This window comes from Bradyrhizobium cajani (assembly GCF_009759665.1).
In the GTDB taxonomy this organism is placed as follows: Bacteria; Pseudomonadota; Alphaproteobacteria; order Rhizobiales; family Xanthobacteraceae; genus Bradyrhizobium; species Bradyrhizobium cajani.
The window spans coordinates 90,539-112,576 of the sequence record NZ_WQNE01000011.1; the positions used below are offsets into that span (position 1 = coordinate 90,539).

At 64.7% G+C, this 22,038-nt stretch carries 20 protein-coding genes; 7 read left to right on the forward strand and 13 right to left on the reverse strand.

Annotated elements, in window-relative coordinates:
* Window positions 1–49: 49 nt before the first annotated feature.
* Window positions 50–556 carry a MarR family winged helix-turn-helix transcriptional regulator gene (locus GPL20_RS15635; protein WP_167533048.1) on the reverse strand — a complete coding sequence of 169 codons (507 nt, stop codon included), beginning with the start codon at window positions 554–556 and terminating at the stop codon, window positions 50–52.
* A 409-nt stretch (window positions 557–965) separates the two neighbouring features.
* Here GPL20_RS15635 and GPL20_RS15640 point away from each other — a divergent pair, with 409 nt between their 5' ends.
* Complete coding sequence (locus tag GPL20_RS15640; protein ID WP_157330355.1) at window positions 966–2,441, forward strand: porin; 1,476 nt, start codon at window positions 966–968, stop codon at window positions 2,439–2,441.
* 276 nt (window positions 2,442–2,717) lie between these two features.
* Here GPL20_RS15640 and GPL20_RS15645 read toward each other — a convergent pair whose 3' ends face one another.
* The 3 genes from GPL20_RS15645 to GPL20_RS15655 form a co-directional block, all read right to left on the reverse strand.
* Window positions 2,718–3,215 (reverse strand): GcrA family cell cycle regulator, encoded by a 498-nt coding sequence (locus GPL20_RS15645; protein WP_167533049.1) that lies wholly within the window; start codon window positions 3,213–3,215, stop codon window positions 2,718–2,720.
* Window positions 3,216–3,288: 73 nt separating this feature from the next.
* Entirely contained in the window at window positions 3,289–3,486 is a 198-nt protein-coding gene (locus GPL20_RS15650) for a hypothetical protein (protein ID WP_007603456.1), read from the reverse strand.
* Window positions 3,487–3,686: 200 nt separating this feature from the next.
* On the reverse strand, window positions 3,687–4,628 hold the full coding sequence (locus GPL20_RS15655; protein ID WP_157330357.1) for an acetamidase/formamidase family protein: 942 nt from the start codon (window positions 4,626–4,628) through the stop codon (window positions 3,687–3,689).
* Between the two features lie 162 nt (window positions 4,629–4,790).
* Here GPL20_RS15655 and GPL20_RS15660 point away from each other — a divergent pair, with 162 nt between their 5' ends.
* Both GPL20_RS15660 and GPL20_RS15665 read left to right on the forward strand, forming a co-directional pair.
* On the forward strand, window positions 4,791–5,570 hold the full coding sequence (locus GPL20_RS15660) for a DUF169 domain-containing protein (protein ID WP_157330358.1): 780 nt from the start codon (window positions 4,791–4,793) through the stop codon (window positions 5,568–5,570).
* A 9-nt stretch (window positions 5,571–5,579) separates the two neighbouring features.
* Window positions 5,580–6,758 carry a saccharopine dehydrogenase family protein gene (locus GPL20_RS15665; protein ID WP_157330359.1) on the forward strand — a complete coding sequence of 393 codons (1,179 nt, stop codon included), beginning with the start codon at window positions 5,580–5,582 and terminating at the stop codon, window positions 6,756–6,758.
* Between the two features lie 156 nt (window positions 6,759–6,914).
* Here the strand turns inward: GPL20_RS15665 and GPL20_RS15670 are convergent, their stop codons facing one another.
* On the reverse strand, window positions 6,915–8,111 hold the full coding sequence (locus GPL20_RS15670; RefSeq protein ID WP_157330360.1) for an FAD-dependent monooxygenase: 1,197 nt from the start codon (window positions 8,109–8,111) through the stop codon (window positions 6,915–6,917).
* Between the two features lie 147 nt (window positions 8,112–8,258).
* Between GPL20_RS15670 and GPL20_RS15675 the strand changes: the two genes are divergently transcribed.
* Window positions 8,259–8,729, forward strand: a complete 471-nt coding sequence (locus GPL20_RS15675) for a MarR family transcriptional regulator (protein ID WP_049803079.1) — start codon at window positions 8,259–8,261, stop codon at window positions 8,727–8,729.
* On the opposite strand, the gene GPL20_RS15680 is transcribed toward GPL20_RS15675, so the two are convergent.
* The 3 genes from GPL20_RS15680 to GPL20_RS15690 form a co-directional block, all read right to left on the reverse strand.
* Complete coding sequence (locus GPL20_RS15680) at window positions 8,704–9,957, reverse strand: O-antigen ligase family protein (RefSeq protein ID WP_157330362.1); 1,254 nt, start codon at window positions 9,955–9,957, stop codon at window positions 8,704–8,706. The two genes, GPL20_RS15675 and GPL20_RS15680, sit on opposite strands and share 26 nt — an antisense overlap.
* Window positions 9,958–10,119: 162 nt before the next feature.
* Window positions 10,120–11,667 carry an undecaprenyl-phosphate glucose phosphotransferase gene (locus GPL20_RS15685; protein WP_254126301.1) on the reverse strand — a complete coding sequence of 516 codons (1,548 nt, stop codon included), beginning with the start codon at window positions 11,665–11,667 and terminating at the stop codon, window positions 10,120–10,122.
* Window positions 11,668–11,784: 117 nt separating this feature from the next.
* Window positions 11,785–12,918: a glycosyltransferase family 4 protein gene (locus tag GPL20_RS15690; RefSeq protein WP_157330364.1), complete on the reverse strand. Its 1,134-nt coding sequence runs from the start codon at window positions 12,916–12,918 to the stop codon at window positions 11,785–11,787.
* Window positions 12,919–13,097: 179 nt separating this feature from the next.
* Here GPL20_RS15690 and GPL20_RS15695 point away from each other — a divergent pair, with 179 nt between their 5' ends.
* Window positions 13,098–15,368 (forward strand): GumC family protein, encoded by a 2,271-nt coding sequence (locus tag GPL20_RS15695; RefSeq protein WP_157330365.1) that lies wholly within the window; start codon window positions 13,098–13,100, stop codon window positions 15,366–15,368.
* Window positions 15,369–15,540: 172 nt separating this feature from the next.
* On the opposite strand, the gene GPL20_RS15700 is transcribed toward GPL20_RS15695, so the two are convergent.
* Entirely contained in the window at window positions 15,541–16,722 is a 1,182-nt protein-coding gene (locus tag GPL20_RS15700; RefSeq protein WP_157330366.1) for a GNAT family N-acetyltransferase, read from the reverse strand.
* A 129-nt stretch (window positions 16,723–16,851) separates the two neighbouring features.
* Here GPL20_RS15700 and GPL20_RS15705 point away from each other — a divergent pair, with 129 nt between their 5' ends.
* Window positions 16,852–17,895, forward strand: a complete 1,044-nt coding sequence (locus tag GPL20_RS15705) for a polysaccharide deacetylase family protein (protein WP_157330472.1) — start codon at window positions 16,852–16,854, stop codon at window positions 17,893–17,895.
* Window positions 17,896–17,992: 97 nt separating this feature from the next.
* On the opposite strand, the gene GPL20_RS15710 is transcribed toward GPL20_RS15705, so the two are convergent.
* Window positions 17,993–18,208 carry a DUF2842 domain-containing protein gene (locus GPL20_RS15710; RefSeq protein ID WP_157330367.1) on the reverse strand — a complete coding sequence of 72 codons (216 nt, stop codon included), beginning with the start codon at window positions 18,206–18,208 and terminating at the stop codon, window positions 17,993–17,995.
* A 110-nt stretch (window positions 18,209–18,318) separates the two neighbouring features.
* Between GPL20_RS15710 and GPL20_RS15715 the strand changes: the two genes are divergently transcribed.
* Entirely contained in the window at window positions 18,319–19,401 is a 1,083-nt protein-coding gene (locus tag GPL20_RS15715; RefSeq protein WP_157330368.1) for a COX15/CtaA family protein, read from the forward strand.
* A 19-nt stretch (window positions 19,402–19,420) separates the two neighbouring features.
* On the opposite strand, the gene GPL20_RS15720 is transcribed toward GPL20_RS15715, so the two are convergent.
* The 3 genes from GPL20_RS15720 to GPL20_RS15735 all read right to left on the reverse strand — a co-directional run bounded on the left by GPL20_RS15720 (window position 19,421) and on the right by GPL20_RS15735 (window position 21,947).
* Window positions 19,421–19,756 (reverse strand): hypothetical protein, encoded by a 336-nt coding sequence (locus GPL20_RS15720; RefSeq protein ID WP_157330369.1) that lies wholly within the window; start codon window positions 19,754–19,756, stop codon window positions 19,421–19,423.
* A 187-nt stretch (window positions 19,757–19,943) separates the two neighbouring features.
* Window positions 19,944–21,224: an O-acetylhomoserine aminocarboxypropyltransferase gene (locus GPL20_RS15730; protein WP_157330370.1), complete on the reverse strand. Its 1,281-nt coding sequence runs from the start codon at window positions 21,222–21,224 to the stop codon at window positions 19,944–19,946.
* 138 nt (window positions 21,225–21,362) lie between these two features.
* Complete coding sequence (locus GPL20_RS15735; protein ID WP_157330371.1) at window positions 21,363–21,947, reverse strand: CoA-binding protein; 585 nt, start codon at window positions 21,945–21,947, stop codon at window positions 21,363–21,365.
* Window positions 21,948–22,038: the final 91 nt, after the last annotated feature.

Consider the following 22,038-nt stretch of genomic DNA (forward strand, 5'->3'; position numbering starts at 1 on the left):
GGAAAACCGCTGCGCACTTTTCCGGATCATGCTTTAGGCGCCGCCGGCGTCAGAGGTCGAGCGTGACGCGGACGCAGGCCTTCTCGAGGCGCGTCTTCAGCGTCGCGAGCTTGGCGGTGAACTCCGTCAGCTCGTGCTCGTCGAATTCCTGAAAGACAAATTCCTTGATGGTCTTGTACTGCTCGTTGAGGCTTGCGAGGTGCTTCTGCGTCTTCTCGGTCAGGGATAGCCGGACCACCCTGGCGTCGGTCGGCGAGGGGCGACGACGCAACAAGCCGTTCTTCTCGAGCAGCTTGGACTGGGTGGTGACGAACGACGGATCGACGTGGAGGAGCTTCGACACAGCATTGACGGGAATGCCATCATCCTTGTCGAGGTCCGAGATCGCCATCAGGATCATCCATTGCGGGCCGCTGATGCCGAGCGTGCGTGCCCAGACCTGGCGCAACTCCTCCAGGTAGATGTTGATGGAGGAGATTTCCCAGGTGAAGCGCCTGATGATGTCCAGATTGCCGGTGGGACGGGATCGTGTTCCCTCCTTCCTCGACATGGACATCCTTTCGCTCCCAATTCGACCTTCGCCACTGACGCTTCGATGATCCATTGTTCACGCAAGTCTGCTCTGACGCAAGTGCAGGGCAGGGTAATTATGTCAGCCATTCTACAAATATGAGCTGATCAACAATTTCGTTGCCTCGACTGCGGTGTTGCCCGTGCGACACAGCCCGGCCGGAATGCGATAGCTGATCTAATAAACTATTTTAATTAGGAAAGGCACGTATGCATATTGGACTCGGCGGTGGGGGGAGTCTCGATCGTCCCGTTGCAGGTGGTTCGCTCAAGTCCCTCGCGTCAATGCGGGTGTGCCGAGGCCGCGAAACCCCAGAGCGGTTTTGAAAGCGAAGGAAGCGTAGGGCTGCGACTGGCCCGAGCTCCTTCGCAAATGAGCAACTTGGAGATTGAATATGAAATTGGTGAAGAGCCTCTTGCTCGGCTCCGCGGCGGGTCTGATCGTCGTGGGTGGGGCGCAGGCGGCCGATCTTCCCGTGAAGGCCAAGGCGGTCGAATACGTGAAGATCTGTTCGCTCTATGGTGCCGGCTTCTACTACATGCCGGGCACCGACACCTGCATCAAGTTCGGCGGCTATCTGCGCGCCGACGCGATCCTCGGCGGCGCAGGCGACTATAACTTCCAGCAGGGCGCGAACGCGGGTTCGAACAACCGTCTGACCAACTACTATACCGGTCGCGCTCGTTTCGACTTCAACGTCGACACGCGCACGGCGACCGAGTACGGCGTGGTGCGCACCTACGCCGATATGGTCTTCTCCTGGGATTCCCAGACGGTCACCGGCAGCAGCCCGTCGACGTTCTCGACCGGTTCCGCAACGCTCGGCCTCTACCATGCGTTCATCCAGTTCGCCGGCTTCACCTTCGGCCGCACGGTCTCGATCTTCGACGCGCCGTGGCAGAGCTATCCGGCCGGCGGTCCCGACACCCTCCCGGGCGGCAGCAACCACACCAACGGCGTGAACCAGGTCGCCTACACGGCTGACTTCGGCCAGGGCATCACCGCTTCGCTCGCGTTGCAGGATGAGACCACGGCGACAAACGGCCAGTCGAACCTCTGGAACGTGTCAGCGGGTACGGCCTCTCAGTTCGTGACCGGCGTCTACGGTGCCAACTCCTGGGGTGGTACGCGTTCTCCCGACATCCTCGGTTCGGTGCGCGTCGACCAGGCCTGGGGTCTGGCCCAGTTCTCGGTTGCCGCTCATGACCTCCATGCCGGCTACTACGGCGCGACGGAAGTCACCGGCCACCCCGAGGACAAGTGGGGCTGGGCTGTGCAGGGCGCGTTGTCGATCAAAAACATCCCGACCGGTGCGGGCGACATCATCAACCTGCAGGCCGTCTACACGGACGGTGCAACCCGTTACAACTTCCAGAGCCTGTTCCCGCAGAGCTTCTTCATGTTCAGCGGTAGCGGCACCGCGTATCAGAGCACCGGTTTCGCCGGTCTTTCTGACGGCGTCTTTGGCGCTGGTACCGGCATCGATACCGTCAAGACCTGGGGTGTGCGCGGTGGCTATACCCACAACTGGAGCCCGAACTGGGCGAGCGCCATCTATGGTGCGTATGCCCAGCTGAGGTACGGCACCACGGGCAAGGGCCTGATCTGCACCAACTTCGCTGCGATCGCCGTGGCCGGTTCGACTTGTAATCCGGACTTCAACTTCGCGGTCATCGGTGTCAACACCGTGTGGACTCCGGTCAAGAACCTGGCCTTCACTGCCGACCTGAGCTGGTCGCGCCTGGACCAGAAGTATTCCGGCGCAATCAACAGCCCGGGCATTGCCACCGCTGCGAAGCCGGCGGCCGTGTACGAGCTGAAGGACCAGAACTCGATCACCATGCTGCTGCGCGCTCAGCGCAACTTCTAATCATCGATCGCGCAGATTGATGAGAGAGCCCCGGCGGGAAATCGCCGGGGCTTTTTTGCAGCTCGATACAAGTTTCGAAATCCCGAAGGCGCGCTGCACAGCTCGAAGACGAGCTATGCGAATCCTCCGTCGCCAAACTTATTTACTTACCTGAGTTACTCAGCTATATAGCCGTTAGCGGAATATCAAAGTTCCGGCTCTTAGCTTCATGCTAAGCCTCTCGAAACCTCCGGCAATGCCCTGCCGGAGGTTTTTCGTTTGTGATGAGGTGGCGGACTAGAGGCGCGCGACACGCAAGCGCGAGTTCGGCCGGTAGGCAAGGCGGCTGTGGCCGGCGCAATAAGGCTGCCCATCCGGTGCGGTGTTGCCGCAGAAGCAGAAATCGTCCGCCCCCGGCGTCGAGATCGGCCAGCGGCAGCGGTTCTCGGAAAGCTCCAGCAGCGAGCAGCGATTGGCCTCGTCGATCGGGCCGGTGACCACGGGCGCATCGGTCTCGCCGTAGATCGTTGCGAGCATCTCATATTGCAGCCGCGGCACCGTCTTCGGCGCGCGCGCCGGTGCGAAACCCGCATCCTGACGCTTCCGCTCGCTGGCCGGGCGGCCACGAGTAAGATTGAGTCGCGACAGCTTGCCGATCACGGCGTTGCGGCTGACGCCGATATCGGCGGCGATCTCACTGCAGGACAGGCCGGCCTCGAAGTGCCGCTTCAGAAGTTCGATTCGTTCGTCGGTCCAAGTCGGTGAATAAGTCTGTGAAGGTGAGAGAACAGGCATTTGTAGCGGTCCCAGGTTGCAGATGTCGGCCATCCGCCTCTCGAGATCCGTCCGCCTCACGTTCGGCGCGCGCTCACGTCCTGCCATTGTCGCGAATCGACAAAAGCCCGTCCTTGATGGCGAGACGGATGCCTTCCTCGATCAATGTCCGCGCGACGCCGGGAACGCTGGTGCCGTGGGTGCCCTGTCTCACCAGTTTCTCCAGATAGGTGATGGTCGAGAGCGCCAAGGTTACGGGAATGCGGTCAGTCTCGGCTTTTTCGGTGGCCATGGCCCGAACGCTAGCCTCTTACTCGGGTACATAAAAGTAACGATTAAGATTCTATTTAGGTTCGAGGCCGGAAGTCAAATCCAGATCTCGACGGTGCTTCAGCATATTGGAATCGCTGGAGAAATTCGCCACGACGCGTCGCGCCGCGCGGGACTGCCAGGCGGCGGGAGCGTCGACAGGTCGGGGAAGGCGGCGGCGGCTCAGCCGTGCACGATCGCCTTTTCGATCATGCAATGGATGCCCTTGGAGCCGTTGACGGTCTGGGTCACCCGCAGATCGGCGGCCAGGCTGCACAGCGTGTAGGCGTCCTCGCGCGAGAGATTTCGGGTCTCACCGAGCAGCGCGATCATGTCGCGCAGCGCACGCACCACGCACTGGTCGAGGTCGGGGTCCATGGCCATGGTGATGTAGTGCGTCGGCGTCTCGGCGCGGGGATATGCAAAGTTGAGGTCCTTGCGCAGCGTCAGGCGGAAGCGGCCCTGGAGCGCGGTCTCGATCGCGGTGACGCAGACCTCGCCGTCGCCCTGCACGCCATGGCCGTCGCCGCACGAGAACAGCGCGCCCGGAACGAACACCGGCAGGTACAGCGTCGCGCCAGCGCCGAGTTCCTTGTTGTCGAGATTGCCGCCCATGGCGCGCGGAATCAGCGAGGAGATGCGGCCCCAAGCCGGCGGCGGCGAAACGCCCATCACGCCGAAGAACGGCTTGAGCGGCAGGTCTAACCCCCAGGGCATGCGGCCAACCATTCGCGTCCGATCCAGGGGGATGTTGAGGAGGCGCGTCTCGTGGAAATCGTCGGGCAGGGTGCCGGACAGCGGCTTGATCAGATTCCAGCCCCAGTCCTGCCGCAGCTGGACGTCGAGGATATCGACCTGAAGCACGTCGCCGGGCGCGGCGCCTTCGACCGCGATCGGGCCGGTGAGGATGTGGCCGGGCAGCATGCGTTCGTTCCTGGCGTGAACCTCGAACATTTCCGGCGGAATGTGAAATTGGCTGCGGTCGGGGAGCACGTCCGGGCCGCCGCTGATGGTGTCAACCGTCACCTCGTCGCCGCTCGCGATGGCAAGGACAGGCTTGAGCGCGGCTTCGAAGAAGCCCCAGTGACAGGTCTCGGGGCCGGAATGCAGATGGTGATGCGTCATTTGCCGCGTCCGATCGGTTTCATGAGAACTCGCCGTGAGAACCTATCATGCCCGCGCCTGGAACGGACCGGCGAGTTGCTTCCGGGACCGGGCAGGGACTAGAACGAGAGCTGCAAAACAAGAAAACAGCACCGGCGCGCGATCGCCGGCCCGGAGGACGCCATGCAGCTGAGCACTGACAGGATCGATCTTGCCGGCGTCGTCGCCGATCTCAACAGCCTGTTGCGGCTGAAGACGACGGTGATCGGCATGAAGCTGTTCGCGCAAGTCGCGGAGATGGAGGCGATCCCGAAGATCCGGCGGCCGAATGCGATTCATACCACCGACCAGATCGTCAGCATGGCCGCGCGTCTGGGCTGGACCGTGGGCATCACCGCCGACGATCTCGTAGGCAGCCAGTGCCGCGCGGTGATCGGTCTTGCGCCGCAGGATGAAAAATGGATCGCCGGCGAGAACTATGTCGGCGTCTGGCACGGCACGGCGGAAGACGCGCGCAAGCGGCAAGAGGCGCTGGACGTGGTGCCGTTCGGGCAGTATCAGGCGCTCGCGGTCAGTCCGCTGGCGAGCGGCCGGCTCGATCCGCCCGACATCTGCCTCGTCTATGCCACGCCGGGGCAGATGATCATCCTGATCAACGGGCTGCAATATACCGGCTACAGGAAGTTCGAATGGGGCGTGGTCGGCGAGACGGCGTGTGCGGATTCCTGGGGGCGGGCGCTCAAGACCGGTGAGCCCAGCCTGTCCTTGCCATGCTATGCCGAACGGCGCTATGGCGGCGTGCCGGACGAGGAGATGCTGATGGCCTTGAAGCCCTCGCATCTCGCCAAGGCGATCGAGGGCATGAAGGCGCTGGCCAGGAACGGCCTGCGCTATCCGATCCCGCCCTATGGTATTCAAAGCGACGTCCGTGCCGGCATGGGCGTGAGTTACGCGAAGAAGTAAAGGCCGACCATGAGCTCTGCGAAATTCGACATCGTCGTCTACGGCGCGACCGGTTTCACCGGCCAGCTCGTCGCCGAATATCTGGCGGCGCATTACAAGGGCGACCAGACGCTGAAATGGGCGATGGCGGGCCGCAGCCTCGACAAGCTCAAATCCGTGCGCGACGCCATCGGCGCGCCCGCGGACCTGCCGCTGATCGTGGCCGATGCGTCGGACGCCGCGTCGCTGAAGGCGATGGTGGCGCAGACCAAGTCGGTGATCACGACGGTCGGTCCGTACCAGTTCTACGGCGAGGACCTGCTCGCAGCCTGCGTCGCCGGCGGCACGGATTATTTCGATCTCTGCGGCGAGCCGGTCTGGATGCGGCAGATGATCGACAAATACGACGCGGCGGCCAAAGCCAGCGGCGCCCGCATCGTGTTTTCGTGCGGCTATGATTCCGTGCCGTTCGAGCTTGGCACGTTCTTCGTGCAGGAAGAGGCCAGGCGCGTGTTCGGCGCGCCGACCGCGCGCGTGAAGGGCCGCGTGCGCGACATGCGCGGAACGCTGTCAGGCGGCACCGCGGCGAGTGCGAAAGCGACCTTCGACGCGGTTGCCAAGGATCTCAGCCTCGTCGCCATTCTCAACGATCATTTTGCGCTGACGCCGGGCTTCACCGGCCCGAAGCAGCCGAAGGGCAACAGGTCCGTCCTCGAGGAAGATCTGCAATCCTGGGCCGCGCCGTTCATGATGGCACTGATCAACACGCGCAACGTCCATCGCTCCAACATGCTGATGGGCTTTCCTTACGGGAAGGAATTCGTCTACGACGAGATGGTCCTGACCGGCCCCGGCGAGAAGGGCGAGGCCAACGCCAAGCGCGTGATGGCGGCCAATGCCGAGAAGACCGGTCCGAACGCGCCGAAGCCGGGCGAGGGGCCCTCGAAGGAAGAGCGTGAGAAGGGTCTCTTCAATCTGCTTTATGTCGCGATCGCGCCGGATGGCCGCCAGGTCCGCGCCGGCGTCACCGGCGACCGCGATCCCGGCTACGGCTCGACCTCGAAGATGATCTCCGAATGCGCGATCTGCCTGCTGCGTGACGCAACGGACGTTCCGGGCGGCTTCTGGACCCCGGGAGCTGCGATGCAGCACAAGCTGATCAAGCGGCTGGTCGATCACGCCGGGCTGACGTTCGCGGTGGAGACGTAGGATCTTCGCCTCTCCCCGCGTGCGGGGAGAGGCCGGAATTTGCGCAGCAAATTCCGGGTGAGGGGGACTCTCCGCGAGTCCGGCTCTTACCGTTTTTGCGGAAGCAGCCCCTCACCCCGACCCTCTCCCCGTAAGAACGGGGAGAGGGAGAAGAGGCTACACCGCCCGCGCGTCATACGCGTACATGAAGTCCATGCCCTTGGCGCCGAGCGGCAGCAGCCATTTCAGCATCTGGTTGCGCATCCAGGCGCCGGTGGCGCTGAATTCGCGCTTGCTGTTGCCGTTGCGGCGCGCCATGGCGACGATCTTCTCGGTGCGCGGGCGCCGCTCGGCCTCGAAAGCCTGGAAGGTGGCGCCGAGCTCCTGGCCCTCCTGCATCAGGCGCGCGAGCCGCATCGCATCCTCGAGCGCGAGCGAGGCGCCTTGGCCGGCATGGGGACTGGTCGCGTGTGCGGCATCGCCGATCAGCAGCGAGCGCTTGCGCGACCAGGTCGGCAATGTCGCGACGTCGAGCGTGTCGGTGACGACGATGTTTTCCGCGGCTTCGATGATGTCTGGGATCGGGTCGTGCCAGGCGCGGTGGAAGCCGCGCAAATGCTGCTTCAGCGTGGCGTGGTCGAGCGCGCGGAACATCGCCGCGTCCATGCCGTGCGCTGGCTGCGTGCTCCACCACATCACGCCGTCGTTCGGATCCGGGCTGCAATAACCGTAGCCGAAGAAGCCGCTCTGGCCGAACGTGGTCTCGACGTGCCGGCCGATCGATCTACCGTCGAGCAGGGCGTGCGGCACGAAGCCGCCGAAGCCGATCAGTCCGGTGTCGAACGGCTGCGGCCCGTCCGGCACGACCTGGCGGCGCACGACCGAGTGCACGCCGTCGGCGCCGATCAGGAAGTCGCCTTCGGCCGTGGTGCCGTCGGCGAAATAGGCGATGATCGGCTGGTCGCCGCGGTCCTCGACCTTGATCAGGCGCTTCTCGAAATACAGCGAGACACAGGCGCACCAGGCCTTGTCGATCAGCATCTCGTTCAGCGTGGCGCGGCAGACATTGACCGCCGGCTGGCCGAAGCGCCGCTCCATGTCGCGGTTGATCGAGCCCAGCCTCTCGCCGCTCTGCGAATAGAAGTCGAAGGCCTCCGCGATCGAGCCGCGGCTGATCAGCTCGTTCGCAAGCCCGATCTCGTCCATCACATGCATGCCGTTCGGCGCGATCTGGAGGCCGCCGCCGATGCCTTTCGAATAGGGCCAGGCTTCGTAGATCGCGGACTCGATGCCGGCGCGGCGCAGCAGGATCGCGGCGACAGGCCCGGCGATGCCGGCGCCGATGATCAGGGCCTTGCGGGGACGGCTGGACATGGCTTGCTCCCGACGTTTCCGTGGTGCTAGGAGAAATTACGGTCGCTAAATCTCTTAGTGACTAAGATATATATCGGGTAAGAGAAGAGGTCGGCCTTGTCAAGGACGAAGGCGCGCGCGGCGCTGTTGCGGGAGCTGGAGGAGGCGATGCGCAGGTCGTCCGCGCAAGGCGTGCTCTATGGCCAGACCGTTGCGAACGTTGCGGGAATTGCCAATTCCGACCTCGAATGCATGGACATCCTGTATCTCGAGGGACGCGTCACAGCAGGCCGGCTCGCGGAGGTCACGGGGCTGACGACCGGCGCCATCACGGGCGTCGTCGATCGGCTCGAGAAGGCCGGCCTCGTGCGCCGCGAGCGCGACGAGAAAGACCGCCGCAAGGTGTTCATTTCCGTCGTGCCGGAGACCGCGATGAAAATCGGCCAGCTCTACGTGCCGATGCAGCAGGCGATGGAGAAGGTCTTTGGCGCCTATTCCGACGAGGAACTGCGCCTGCTGCTGCGCTTCGCGACCGAGGGCTACAAGGGCGTGCTCGCCGCAACGGAGGCGCTGAAGGGTCTGCTCGATACGCCGCCGGAGAAGCGGCCCGATCTCAAGCTGAAGAAGCTTCGTCGCTAGTTGTCTTATAGATCTGCGCGGCCGCGATCATGCCCCACATCGCGCCCAGCATCATCCAGAAATGACGCCAGTGGTCGGTGTCGATCACAAAGCTTTCGCCGACCGTGCCGATGAAGGCGGAGAAGATCGCGAGATAGGCGCGCTGCCAGGGCACGCGGACGAAGACGTGCCGAAAGCCCATGATGACGGTGGTGAAGACCAGCGCGGGGTAGCACACGCCGGAGAGCCAGCCGCCGGACATGAAGGCGTTCAGGTAGGAGTTGTGGGTATCTTCGGGGAAGTAGCGGTGGAATTGCAAGGGACCGATGCCGAACGGCAGGTCGAGCGCCATCTCCGCACCCAGGATGTGCCGGCCGAACCGGCCGAAGCGGCCCTCGTCGTAGCTCTGGTCGAAGCTCGCGCGCTGCTTGAACATCTCGGCGGTGGAATCGAATGACAGCAGCACTGCGATCAGCGCCAGGCCCAGCACCGCGGCGACGATCGCCATGACGACGATGCGCGAGCGCTGCGCGTTGGTGCGGCTGGTCAGCACCATCAGCGCCAGCATGAAGGCGGAGGTCAGCACCAGGCCGCCCCAGGCGGCGCGGGAGAAGGCGAGCAGGATCGCCAGCGACATGATGCCGAAGGCGATGACGTTGCGGAAGGCCTTGGCCAGCTTGTCCGACACAACGCTCTGGAGCGCGAACAGCGCCGGCAGGATCAGGAAGGCGCCGAGCACGTTCGGGTCCTTGAACGTGCCACGCGCGCGCCCGTAGAGCGTGAGGAGGTCGTTTCCGCCGGGAACCAGATGGAAATAGCCGGCGACCGCCGACAGCGAGGCGACCATCGCGCCGACCACGAGCCCCCGGCGCAGCATGTCGAGCCGGGCCGCGGTGTCCTCGGACGTGACCATCGCGAAGAACACCACGGTCACCGCCATGTACCAGGAGGTCGCGATCCAGCTCACGACCTCGGGCTGCTCGAACAGCGGGATCGCGCTGATCGTGTAGCCGACATTGAGCAGCACGAGCATCAGGATCAGCGGCATCAGAACGAGCCGCAGGCGCAGGCCGGTGGCGAAGAAAGTGATGGTCGCGAGCAGCGTCGCGATCTCATACGGGCTCGGCTCGATGAAGACGATCGCGCCGGAGGCGCCGACCAGCCACACCAGCGCGCGCTGAAGCGCCAGCACGCCGGGCGCAGCCGGTGCGGCTACGTTCACTCCACCGGCTGTCGCCGCATACGTCATCACACGCTCACACGCTCACGCTACTCGTACGCCACAAACACTGCTGTCATCGCCCGGCTTGACCGGGCGATCCAGTACTCCGCGGCGCGCGTTACAGGAAACGGCTGGCGCTGCGGCGTACTGGATGCCCCGGTCAAGCCGGGGCATGACGGAGAATTCAACTCAATACGCGTTCTCGTTCTTGGTCAGCAGCGAGATCGGCGTCTTCAGGAGAATGACGAGATCGAACAGCACCGACCAGTTTTCGATGTAAAAGAGATCGAACTCGACGCGCTTCTGGATCTTCTCTTCGTTGTCGATCTCGCCGCGCCAGCCATTGACCTGGGCCCAGCCGGTGATGCCGGGCTTGACGCGGTGGCGGGCGAAATAGCCGTCCACGGCCTCGTCGAACAGGCGGCTCTGGAGCTTGCCCTGCACCGCATGCGGGCGCGGGCCGACCAGGGAGAGGTTGCCGGAGACGACCACGTTGAAGAGCTGCGGCAGCTCGTCGAGGCTGGTCTTGCGGATGAAGCGGCCGACGCGGGTGACACGCGGATCGTTCCTGGTCACGACCTTGGAGGCGGTCGGATCGGCCTGATGGTGGTACATCGAGCGGAACTTGTAGACGTCGATGCGCTCGTTGTTGAAGCCGAAACGCTTCTGGCGGAACAGCACCGGGCCGGGGCTGTCGAGCTTCACCGCGATCGCCACCAAGGCCATCACCGGCAGGGCTGCGAGCAGGGCGAGGCCGCCGACGATGCGGTCGAACAGCCATTTCATCACCAGATCCCAGTCGGTGATCGGCGCCTCGAACATGTCGAGCGTCGGCACCTCGCCGAGATAGGAGTAGGAGCGGGGCCGGAAGCGCAGCTTGTTGGTGTGCGCGGAGAGGCGGATGTCGACCGGCAGCACCCAGAGCTTCTTCAGCATCTCCAGGATGCGCGTCTCCGCCGAGATCGGCAGAGCGAAGAGGACGAGATCGACGCGGGTCCGGCGAGCGAACTCGACGATGTCGTCGACCTTGCCGAGCTTGCGCGCGCCCGCGCAGGTGTCGAGCGCGCGGCTGTCGTTGCGGTCGTCGAACACGCCGAGCACGTGGATGTCGGAATCCTCCTGCGCATTCAGCGCCTCGACCAGCTGCTCGCCGTTGCTGTCGGAGCCGACGATGATGGTGCGGCGGTCGAGCCGGCCCTGGCGCGCCCAGGCGCGGACCAGCGAGCGCAGCACCAGACGTTCGCAGACGAGCGCGGCGAGCCCAAGGAAATAGAAGGCAGCAAGCCACAGCCGCGACATTTCGCTGCCGAACTTGGCGAAGAAGGAGACGCCGATGAACAGCAAAAAGACGAACGACCAGGACGAGATCATTCGCGTCATCTGCCGCAGCTGCCCACGGAACAGTTGCACCTGATAGAGGTCGGCGGCCTGGAAGCAGACCACGGCGGCGACCGCGACGGCGACGATCTCCGCAGGGTAAACCCAGCTGAAGCCGGCGAGCGGCATGACATAGCCGACATAGACGGCGATGCCGACGAGGCTCAGCAGCGCGAAATCGACCGCGCGGACGATGCCGGCAATCACGATTGGCGAATAGGCGCGGGCGACCTTCTGGTTGACGACCTCGAGCGCAGCGGGCGAGAGCCGGCGGCGGCGCTCCACGAACGGTTGGTCAGCGGGCTTCGCAGCGGCGCTGGTCGCGGCATCGAGCATCGAGCGTGCGTTGAGCGGTTCCACGGGCGTCCACGTCCATTCCAAAGACCCGCGGGCACGGCCTTGCGCCCCGGGCAGCATCCCCTGGGACTTCGATTACCGAACAAATCGGAAGATTTTCTAAAGCGCTCTTAAGGTTGGTTAGTGATTGGTAAAGGCGTCCCGATAGCCCGCGAGCACGCCATCGACCATCGCCTGCTGGGAGAAATGCGCGGAGATGCGTTCGCGCAAGGAGACTGCACGCTGCGTGGTTCCTTGCGGGTTGTCGAGTGCGGCGGCAATCGCCTCAGCCATGGCCTCCGCGTTGCTTGCGGCGAACAGGGCGGGGCTCTCGGGTCCGAAGATTTCGGGGATGCCGCCGACGCGCGCGGCGATCATGGGAATACCGGCTGCGCCCGCCTCGATCACGACATAAGGCATGGAATCGCCGCGCGACGGCACGACCAGGAGACGGCCCTTCGAGAAGCCGTAGCGCGCCTTGACGTGGCCGATGAAGCGGATCGCGTTCGTGAGGCCGAGTTTCTCGACCTGCGCCTTCAACGCCGCGGTTTCCTCGCCGTCGCCGCCCAGCGTCAGCGTGACCTTCCTGCCGCCCTCGTGCAGGCGGGCCACCGCATCAACCAGCAGATCCGCGCCCTTGATGTGCCTGAACTCACCGACATAGGCGAGATCGGTGGCATCGTCGGCGGTGACGACCGGCTCGAATTCCTCCGGCGTCACGCCGTTGAACACGCAATGCACGACGCCCTTGGGCTTGCCGACGATGCGCTGATAGGTGTCGCGGGCAAAGGCGCTCTCGAACAGGAACAGGTCCGTCGCATCCATCAGCGTGCGTTCGAGCCGCGCGTAGAACTCGCCCTTGAAGGTGTTGAGCGGATAATGCAGCGAGCCGCCATGCGGCGTGTAGATGCGGATAGTGTCGTCCGAGCGCCGCCGCATGCGGACGAAGGCGCCGGCCTTGGCGCCGTGGCCGTGCATCACGTCGGGCTTGAGCTCGCCGATCAGGCGTCGCATGCGCAGCCACACCATGACGTCGTCGGGGGACGGTTCGCGCCGGATCGCCAGCCGGTGCACGCCGAGCTTCAGCCGTGGCGCGAGCTCGGCAAGGGCCTTTTCCGCGCGCTCGCCGCCGGTAAGGCTGTCGGCGAGGATGCCGACGTGGTGACCGCGATCGACCTGGCCGTTGGCGAGATCGAGGATATGGCGAAAGATGCCCCCGACGGGCGCGCGCACGGCGTGCAGGATGCGAAGCGGCTGATCGGGAGAGGGGGGCATGGACGCCGGACAATTTTGCGAAATATCGAGACGGATTAAGAGCCCTCGTGGTTAACAAACGATGACGGCGATGCGGGCTGCGCGTCACAGCGGAGCGCGATTAACCCAGCGGCAACCTTAATGGAGTGTAATCGTCCCGGTTGAGGTAGAGTCGCAGCGTTGCCCTGCGGGAGTGTTCGATGCGTTTAGCGTTCTGGCGTGCCGGCAAGGACAAGGCGGTGGTCGAGCGGGCTGTTTCGAAGTCCAAAGCCGAAGCCAAGACCAAGGTTGAGTCCAAGGTTGAGGCCAAGCTCGAAGCAAGGCCTGCGCCCGTTGCCGCGAAGCAGGCGCCAGCCGAGTCCGGTGACATCGATCTGCATGCGCTGGGGTCCGCATTGGCCCGCAAGCGCGGCTGGATCATCGTGCCGACGGTGCTGGCGCTCGTCGCCTCCGTCGCCGCCGTCAATCTCGTTACGCCGCGCTACAAGTCTGAAACCCGTATCCTGATCGACGGCCGCGAGAACGTGTTCCTGCGGCCGAACAGCGACCGCACCGAGGAGCGCCAGGCACTCGACGCCGAGGCCGTGACCAGCCAGGTGCAGCTGGTGCTGTCGCGCGATCTGGCGCGCGAGATCATCAGGAAGAACAAGCTTGCGGAGCGGCCGGAATTCGATCCGGTGCTGCAAGGCATCTCGCCGCTGAAGTCGCTGGCGGCGATGATCGGCATCGTCCGCGATCCGTTCTCGATGACGCCGGAAGAGCGCGTGCTGGACTCCTACTACGAACGTCTCCAGGCCTACGCCGTCGACAAGTCGCGCGTGATCGTGGTCGAATTCCAGTCCGCCGATCCGGAGCTTGCCGCCCGCGTCGCCAATTCGATCGCCGACGGCTATCTCGTGCTCCAGCAAGGGGCGCGCCAGGAGCAGGCCAAGAACGCCAGCCAATGGCTCGCGGGCGAGATCGAGAGTTTGCGCAAGAAGGTCTCCGACGCCGAAGCCCGGGTCGAAGACTTTCGTTCCAAGTCGAGCCTGTTTATCGGCACCAACAACACCACGCTGTCGAACCAGCAGATGGGCGAGGTCAACACCCAGCTCAACAATGCGCGCGCGTTGAAGGCCGATGCCGAAGCCAAGGCGCGCCTGATCCGCGAAATGCTCCAGAGCGGTAAACCGATCGAGGCCTCCGAGGTGCTGAACTCCGAGCTGGTGCGACGGTTGTCGGAGCAGCGCGTGACGCTGCGCGCCCAGCTTGCCGAACAATCCTCGACGCTGCTCGGCAACCATCCGCGCATCAAGGAGTTGAAGGCCCAGCTCGGCGATCTCGACACCCAGATCCGCGACGAAGCCAGCAAGATTTCGCGCTCGCTGGAGAATGACGCGCGGATCGCCAGCGGCCGGGTCGATAGCCTGACCGCGAGCCTCGAACAGCTCAAGAAGCAGGCGACCTCGACAAATGGCCAGGACGTCCAGCTTCGCGCGCTCGAGCGCGAGGCCAAGGCCCAGCGCGACCTGCTCGAGACGTATCTCGCCAAATACCGCGAGGCCAACACCCGCGAGACCATCGACACCGCGCCGACGGACGGCCGGATCATCTCGCGCGCCATCGTCTCGAACACGCCGGCCTATCCGAAGAAGCTGCCGATCGTGCTGATCGCGACGATCGCGACGCTGCTGCTCTCGTCCGGCGTCGTCGTCACCGGCGAGTTGTTGCGCCAGACCGCGCCGCGCGCGGTTGCCGCGCTCGCCCCGGCGCAAGCTCAGCCGCAGGCGACAATTCGCCACGAACCGGTGGTCGAGCCGGTCGTCGCCCCCGTGATGGAAGAGCCCGCGCCGCTTCAGCCGGAGATGGCGAGCGATGCCGATGTCAGCGAATTCGCCGAGATCGAACGCCTGGCCGACAGCCTGCGCGCCGCGGGAGCGGCCGCGAAGAAGGTGACGGTGCTCGGCACCGCATCGGGCGAAACCGTCACGTTGTCGACGCTGACGCTCGCCCGGCATCTGGCGCGCGATGCGCGCGTCGTCGTGGTGGATCTCGCGGCGTCCTCGCCGACGATTGCCGCAGTGTCGGTCGATGCTTCCGCGCCCGGCCTTGCCGAGCTGATGCAGGGCGAAGCCTCGTTTGCGCAAGTCATCACCCGGGACAAGCTGTCGCGGCTGCATCTGGTCATGGCCGGCCGCCCCGGCTTCGACCGCAGCCTGCTGCAATCGCCGCGGGTGACGCTCGCGATCGACGCGCTGCTGCGCGCCTACGACCACGTGCTGCTCGATGCCGGCAGCGCTTCGGACCTCCCGGCGGAACTGCTGACGGCGCATGCCCGCGCCGTCGTGGTGCCCGACGCGTCGATGACGGCGGACGCGCGCACGCTGATGTGCGAGCAGCTCAAGGCGGTCGGCTTCAGCGAGGTGACGATGCTGAGCAGGCCGGTGCAGCCGTCGAATGCGGTGGAGACGCCGCGCGTGGTGGCGGCGTAGCTTTCTTACCCTCTCCCCTTGTGGGAGAGGGTGGCTTCGCGAAGCGAAGGCGGGTGAGGGGTCTCTATCCTCACGAATAGTCTGGCGAGTGGAGAGAACCCCTCATCCGGCGCTTCGCGCCACCTTCTCCCACAAGGGGAGAAGGGAAGGGCAGCTCGCGAGCGGAGAATTGTTACCCGAACGCCTGCCGCAGCCTGCGCGCCAGCTCGAACAGCATCTGGTTCTGCTTCACCAGCCGCTTGCCATGGCTCAGCGAGGACATCGCCATCGCCGCGAGCTTTCCGCGCGAAGTCAGGGGCACGAAGCTGTCGAAGATCTCTTCGTCGTCCTTGCAGAACATCCGCTTGTAGTCGTCCGAGCCGATGCCGAGGTCGAGCCCGCAATAGCCGCGTTCGGCGTAGCGATCGATGATGTTGCGCAGCAGGATCAGGCCGGGGCTGTAGCGGGCATGCTCCGACATCGTGTAGGTGTTGAACATCATCGAGAAGCGCTGGCCGTCCGCGACGCCGGCGAAGATCGCGATCACCTCGTCGTCGCATTCGAGCGCGTGGATGTCGATGACGCGGCCTTCGCCGCGGGGCGCCAGGCACGCGCTGCGGACGAACGCTTCGACCCCCGGTTCGGCGAAGACGTTCGGCAGCTTCTGCTCCGCCATCCGCGCCGGCTTGACGCGGAAGAACCAGTCGAGCAGGCGAAGGATGTCCGCATCCGTGGTGGCAAGGTGGTAGCGGTAGCCGCTCAGCGTCTGAAGCTTCTTTTCCTTGCTCTTCAGGCGGCGGCGGAAGGAATTGCTGATCCGCGACGCGGGCGGGCCGCCAGGCTCCACCGCCAGGAGGGGGCAGCCGTTGATCGCGCTCTGGCGCGGCAGCAGCGCGAGCGGGTTCTGCTGGCCGTGCCAGCGCAGCGGCTGCTGCGTCAGCGAGAGCACGTCGGCATGCTCGCGCAGCGGCGCGAGCAGCGCGTCGAGATCGGCGATAGCGGCGTTCGCCGCGAACTCGGCGTGCCACAGGCCCATGTTGAAGGTCGTATGCTTGCCGCCCATGAAGCCGGCGGTGCGCACGCCGTGGCCCTGGCGCAGCGAGAGCGGCAGCAGCGCGAGCGGATGATGCTCGGCATCGCGGGCGATCACGATGAAGGGGCGGGCGCCTTCGCCGCCGCCGACCAGCCGCTGCCACGGGCCGAGCAGGTCGAAGCGCTGGTAGGGCGTGAAGAGGTGGCCGCTTTCCTCGAAGGCGCGCCAGATCGGCTCGGCCGCGTCGAGATCGGTGACGACATCGACATGCGCGATACGGCTCGCTTTCGACCGCGCTGGCGCTTCTGCCGTCCGGCTTTGCATCGCCGCAGCCATGGTCATTCGCGAAACCTGTCGAGAAATCAAAAATACGCGGAATTCGGCCTGTGGCCGACCTTTGCAAAGAAATGTCAACAAAGGGTAATGACAATAGGAGACGGAACGGGCCGTCGCGAGCACGAAGGCGGGATATTGGCGTCCGACGACAGATGGCTGGAACGGCTGCGGCTCGAGCTGGCCTGGTTCTCGGGCCGGGCTGCGCTGCGCGGTCGTGGTGCCGGCGCCATCCTGCGCTTCGCGCATGTGCGGCCGCGGCGGCGCGGGGCGTTTCAGCCGCTGCGCGAAAGCGAGATCACGCCGCGGTTCCTCGATCGCGCCATCCGCGCGCTGAAGCGCTGGGGTTATGATTTTGTCGGCATGGACGAGGTCTGCCGGCGTGCGGTGACGCTGCCGGAGAGGCGGCGCTTCGTGGCGCTCACCTTCGATGGCGCGCCTAAGGATCTGATCGACTTCGCCTACCCGGTGCTGGCGCATCACGCAGTGCCCTTCACGATCTATGTGCCAACCGCGTTTCCCGATGGCGTCGGAGAGGCCTGGTGGCTCGGGCTCGAACGGATGATCGCGCGCGAGAGCCGCATCAGCCTGATGATGGGCGAGAGGGAGCAGCGCTTCACCGTCACCGGCAATGCCGAGAAGCGGGCGCTGTTTTCGTATCTCGAGAGCTGGCTGCGTTCGCTGCCGCCGGCGGATCTGTCGGCCGCGATCAGCGATCTCTGCACGCGCTACCGGATCGATCTTGCCGCACTCTCGCGCGAAGCGTCGATGGATTGGGAGGATCTGGCCAGACTCGCGGCCGATCCGCTGGTGACGATCGGCAGCGCGACGGTGAACTATCCCGTTCTCGCCAACATGAAGGACACAGCCGCGCTGCGCGAGATGACGATGGGCAGGGCGGTGGCGGAGGCGGCGTTCGGCCGCGATGTCAGGCATTTCGCGTTTCCGTTCGGCGATCGCACCTCGTTCCGGCGCAGCCATGTCGTGATGGCGAAGGAGGCTGGCTTTGCCAGCGCCGTGTCGACGATCCCGGGCATCGTGGAGGCGGAGGGGCGCACCAACCTGCGCGCGCTGCCGCGGATTTCCTGGGACGGCCGGGTGGGCTCCCTGCGCATGATGCGCGTGCTGGTGTCCGGCGTCGCCTTCGCGCCGGTAAGGCCGACGCGCAGCGCAACGAACTAAAGCGCGATGAGATTGAGATGAATCGTCATCGCGCTTTAGGTCATTGTTTGAGCATGATCTTTTCGGAAAACCGCTTCACACTTTTCCGGATCATGCTCTAGGATTTCGCGCGGTCGGGCCGCTGCATCCAGCTCACGATCGGCATCGCCGGCAGCACCCAGCCCATGCCGACCACCACGTAATAGATCGCCTGCCGCCAGCCGGACTCGGCGATCCATGGCATCTGCGCCAGCGCCATGCCGAGCAGTGCCCACACGGTGGCCAGCACCAGCAGCAGGATGGCGCCGAGGAACTTGCGGGTGCGGATCGTCATGACGGGAGCTTGCGGCTTTCGCGTAACTTGCGCTGCGGGAGTGGGGGACTATAAGGGGCATGCAGTCCGGTTCAAGCCTCATTGGTTTAAAGCCCTGGTTTCAGCCTGAAATGACGACGATTTCCGCCCCGTCCGAACCGCATCGCGCCGTGCGCTGGTGGCTGATTTCCGTGGCCGCGCTGATTGCGCTGATGGTGCTGGTCGGCGGCGCGACCCGGCTGACGGAATCCGGCCTCTCGATCGTCGAATGGAAGCCGGTCACGGGCAGCGTGCCGCCGCTCACCGAGACGCAGTGGACCGAAGCGTTCGAGGCCTACAAGAAGATCCCGCAATACCGCGAGCTGAATGCAGGCATGAGCCTGTCCGAGTTCAAGGAGATCTTCTGGTGGGAATGGAGCCACCGGCTACTCGGCCGTTTCATCGGCGTCGCCTATCTGCTGCCGTTCCTGTTCTTCCTGTGGCGCGGTGGGCTGTCGGGTGAGCTGAAGCGCAGGCTGTGGCTGCTGTTCGGGCTCGGCGGGCTCCAGGGCGCGGTCGGCTGGTGGATGGTGGCCTCAGGCCTGACCGAACGTGTCGAGGTGTCGCAATATCGGCTGGCGACGCATCTGCTGCTCGCGCTGCTGATCTTCGCGGGCATCGTCTGGACGGTGCGGCGGCTTGCCGATCGGCCACAGATCGTTGCGCCCGCGCGGCTGCGCCTTACAAGCGCGCTGCTCCTCGTTGTGACCTTGGTGCAGATCTATTTCGGCGCACTAGTCGCCGGCCTGCGCGCCGGGCGCGCCTACAACACCTGGCCGCAGATCGACGGGGCGTTCATTCCCTCAGGCGAGCGGCTGTTGTTCGAGACGCCATGGTGGCGCAATATGTTCGACAACGTGCTGACGGTGCAGTTCGAGCACCGCATGACGGCCTATGCGCTGTTCGTGCTGGCGGCGCTGCATGCGTTCGACGCGGTGCGGTCGCGCGCTGGTTCAGCGGCAAGCGGTGCGCTCTGGCTGTTCGCGGCGGTGAGCGTGCAGGCGCTGCTCGGCATCCTCACGCTGCTCAATCAGGTGCCGATTGGACTGGCCCTCGCACACCAGGCGGTCGCGATCGTGGTGCTCACGCTTGCGGTGATGCAGGTGGAGCGGCTCGCGTCGCGGCAATCTGTCGAAGCGCAGCCGCGCGCGGTTCCGGTCGGTCAGACCGGCTGATCACCATCAGCCCGGCTGATCAGCAATAGCCGTAGACGCCGCAGGCATAGGGCAGCCGCCAGAAATAATCGACCTGCTTCCCGCCGTAATATGCGCCCTGATAGTCGTAGGACCAGGGACGGCCGTAATAGCCCGGCAATGTATGCGAGCCCGGCAGCAGCGGCGTGCCCGGCAGATTGCTGATGTAGCTGCCGATGCCATAGGCCGGCGAGATCAGCGCATCCGGATCGGTCTCGACGTAGACCTCCGGCGGCGGAGCGACGGCCCGGCGCTTCGGCGTGGCAGGCAGATCGGCAGCAACCGCAGCCGAGACCGTCAGCATCGCCGCAAGGGCAGGCACCATCCAGCGCAGCATCGTCGGCTCCGAATCAAAGGGGTGATCCAAAGGTGATCTATGCGGCAGATATGGTTAAGGACTGTTAACTGCGGTCCAGTCATTCCGGGGCGGCTCGTAGAGCCGAACCCGGAATCTCGAGGTTCTCAGATGCGCAATTGCGCACCATAGTTCGGTGCTTCGCACCGCCCCGGAACGACGTGGGAGACTAGGCGCCCAGCGCCTGCTCCAGGTCGGCGATCAGATCTTCCTTGTCCTCGATCCCGATCGAGAGCCGCACCACGTCCGGGCCGGCGCCGGACTTCACCTTCGCCGCGTCGTCGAGCTGGCTGTGCGTGGTCGAGGCGGGATGGATGACCAGCGAGCGGGTGTCGCCGACATTGGCGAGGTGCGAGAACAGCTGCAATTTCGACACCAGGCTGACGCCGGCGTCATAACCGCCCTTCAGGCTGAAGGTGAACACGGCGCCCGCGCCCTTCGGTGCATATTTGCGCGCGAGCTGGTTGTACTTGTCGTTCGCAAGGCCGGCATAGCTGACCGAGGCCACCGCGGGATGTCCGGCGAGGAATTCGGCGACCGCCTTGGCGTTGTCGCAGTGCTTCTGCATGCGTAGCGGCAGCGTCTCGATGCCGGTGAGGATCATGAAGGCGTTGAACGGCGACAGCGCCGGCCCGAGGTCGCGCAGGCCGAGCACGCGGCAGGCGATCGCGAAGGCGAAATTGCCAAAGGTCTCCTGGAGGCGGATGCCGTGATATTCGGGCCGCGGCTCCGACAGCATCGGATATTTGCCATCCGTGGACCAGTCGAAGGTGCCGGCATCGACGATGATGCCGCCGAGCGAATTGCCGTGGCCACCCAGGAATTTCGTCAGCGAGTGCACGACGATGTCGGCGCCGTGGTCGATCGGACGGATCAGATAGGGCGAGGCCAGCGTGTTGTCGACGATCAGCGGCACGCCGGCCTTGCGCGCCACCGTCGAGATCGCCTCGATGTCGGTGATGCTGCCGGCGGGGTTGGCGATGGACTCGATGAAGATCGCCTTCGTGCGCGGCGTCACCGCGCGCTCGAAGCTTGCGATGTCGTCGGGATCGGCCCACACCACGTTCCAGCCGAAGCTCTTGAACGCATGGGTGAACTGGTTGATCGAGCCGCCATAGAGTTTTCGCGCGGCGATGAACTCGTCGCCGGGCTGGAGCAACTGCTGCAAAATCACGACCTGCGCGGCATGGCCCGAGGCGACCGCAAGCGCGGCGGTACCGCCTTCGAGCGCCGCGACGCGCTCTTCCAGCACCGCGTTGGTCGGGTTGCCGATGCGGGTGTAGATGTTGCCGAACGCCTGTAATCCGAACAGCGAAGCGGCGTGGTCGGCGTCATTGAAGACGAAAGAGGTCGTTTGATAAATCGGAGTTGCGCGCGCACCGGTGGTGGGATCGGGCTGTGCACCGGCATGCACGGCAAGCGTTGAAAATCCCGGAAGGCGATCGCTCATTGATGGCGTCCTGTTCTTGTGGTCTGAAATCGCGCGGCATGCTGATGGGCGCCGCGTCCGCCGTCAAGCCGCCGCTTCATATCGGAATGATCGTGCTACGCATTGTCGCGTTCGCGACATGAATGCTTCGCGATTGCGTCAGCCTTGCTCGGTCTTGTTCTTGGCGGCGCGATCAGAGGCCGCGGTGTCGCCACCGCCCATACTCATCCGATTGAGGGATAGCCGCATGCCTTGCGTCGGTACCGGCGCCCGCTTGGAGCTGAGCGTGCGTGAATTGACGCCCATCCAGGAGATCTCGGACGACAAGCGCCCGTATTCGATCTTGGGGCAGCGGTTCATCACCACCTTGATACCAACTGATTCCGCTTTCGCAGCCGCCGCATCGTCGCGCGCGCCCAGCTGCATCCAGATCACCTTTGGGAGTGGATCCAGTGTCAAGGCTTCCTCGACCACGGGCATGATGTGGCTGGAATTGCGAAAGATGTCGATCATGTCGACGGGGCGGCCGATGTCGGACAGCGAGGCGACGAAGGGTTTTCCGAGCAGCTCCTTGCCGACATGGCCCGGGTTGACCGGGATCATGTCGTAGCCGCGCTGCGCCAGATATTTGAACGCAAAGTAGCTCGGCCGCACGTTGACCGGCGAGGCGCCGACCATTGCGATCGACTTCACGCTGTTGAGGATGCCGCGGATGTAATTGTCGGGATAGGCGTCGTGGTTCATCTTTTCTTTCCGTCATTCTGGGGCGCGCGAGAGCGCGAACCCGGAATCTCGAGATTCCGGGTTCGGCTCTGCGAGCCGCCCCGGAATGACG

What these genes read in the sequence shown, in the direction of transcription:
- GPL20_RS15635 (WP_167533048.1), bottom strand. Translation starts at nt 556, where the DNA reads ATGTCCATGTCGAGGAAGGAGGGAACACGATCCCGTCCCACCGGCAAT.
- GPL20_RS15640 (WP_157330355.1), top strand. Translation starts at nt 966, where the DNA reads ATGAAATTGGTGAAGAGCCTCTTGCTCGGCTCCGCGGCGGGTCTGATC.
- GPL20_RS15645 (WP_167533049.1), bottom strand. Translation starts at nt 3,215, where the DNA reads ATGCCTGTTCTCTCACCTTCACAGACTTATTCACCGACTTGGACCGAC.
- GPL20_RS15650 (WP_007603456.1), bottom strand. Translation starts at nt 3,486, where the DNA reads ATGGCCACCGAAAAAGCCGAGACTGACCGCATTCCCGTAACCTTGGCG.
- GPL20_RS15655 (WP_157330357.1), bottom strand. Translation starts at nt 4,628, where the DNA reads ATGACGCATCACCATCTGCATTCCGGCCCCGAGACCTGTCACTGGGGC.
- GPL20_RS15660 (WP_157330358.1), top strand. Translation starts at nt 4,791, where the DNA reads ATGCAGCTGAGCACTGACAGGATCGATCTTGCCGGCGTCGTCGCCGAT.
- GPL20_RS15665 (WP_157330359.1), top strand. Translation starts at nt 5,580, where the DNA reads ATGAGCTCTGCGAAATTCGACATCGTCGTCTACGGCGCGACCGGTTTC.
- GPL20_RS15670 (WP_157330360.1), bottom strand. Translation starts at nt 8,111, where the DNA reads ATGTCCAGCCGTCCCCGCAAGGCCCTGATCATCGGCGCCGGCATCGCC.
- GPL20_RS15675 (WP_049803079.1), top strand. Translation starts at nt 8,259, where the DNA reads ATGCGCAGGTCGTCCGCGCAAGGCGTGCTCTATGGCCAGACCGTTGCG.
- GPL20_RS15680 (WP_157330362.1), bottom strand. Translation starts at nt 9,957, where the DNA reads ATGACGTATGCGGCGACAGCCGGTGGAGTGAACGTAGCCGCACCGGCT.
- GPL20_RS15690 (WP_157330364.1), bottom strand. Translation starts at nt 12,918, where the DNA reads ATGCCCCCCTCTCCCGATCAGCCGCTTCGCATCCTGCACGCCGTGCGC.
- GPL20_RS15695 (WP_157330365.1), top strand. Translation starts at nt 13,098, where the DNA reads ATGCGTTTAGCGTTCTGGCGTGCCGGCAAGGACAAGGCGGTGGTCGAG.
- GPL20_RS15700 (WP_157330366.1), bottom strand. Translation starts at nt 16,722, where the DNA reads ATGACCATGGCTGCGGCGATGCAAAGCCGGACGGCAGAAGCGCCAGCG.
- GPL20_RS15710 (WP_157330367.1), bottom strand. Translation starts at nt 18,208, where the DNA reads ATGACGATCCGCACCCGCAAGTTCCTCGGCGCCATCCTGCTGCTGGTG.
- GPL20_RS15715 (WP_157330368.1), top strand. Translation starts at nt 18,319, where the DNA reads ATGACGACGATTTCCGCCCCGTCCGAACCGCATCGCGCCGTGCGCTGG.
- GPL20_RS15720 (WP_157330369.1), bottom strand. Translation starts at nt 19,756, where the DNA reads ATGCTGCGCTGGATGGTGCCTGCCCTTGCGGCGATGCTGACGGTCTCG.
- GPL20_RS15730 (WP_157330370.1), bottom strand. Translation starts at nt 21,224, where the DNA reads ATGAGCGATCGCCTTCCGGGATTTTCAACGCTTGCCGTGCATGCCGGT.
- GPL20_RS15735 (WP_157330371.1), bottom strand. Translation starts at nt 21,947, where the DNA reads ATGAACCACGACGCCTATCCCGACAATTACATCCGCGGCATCCTCAAC.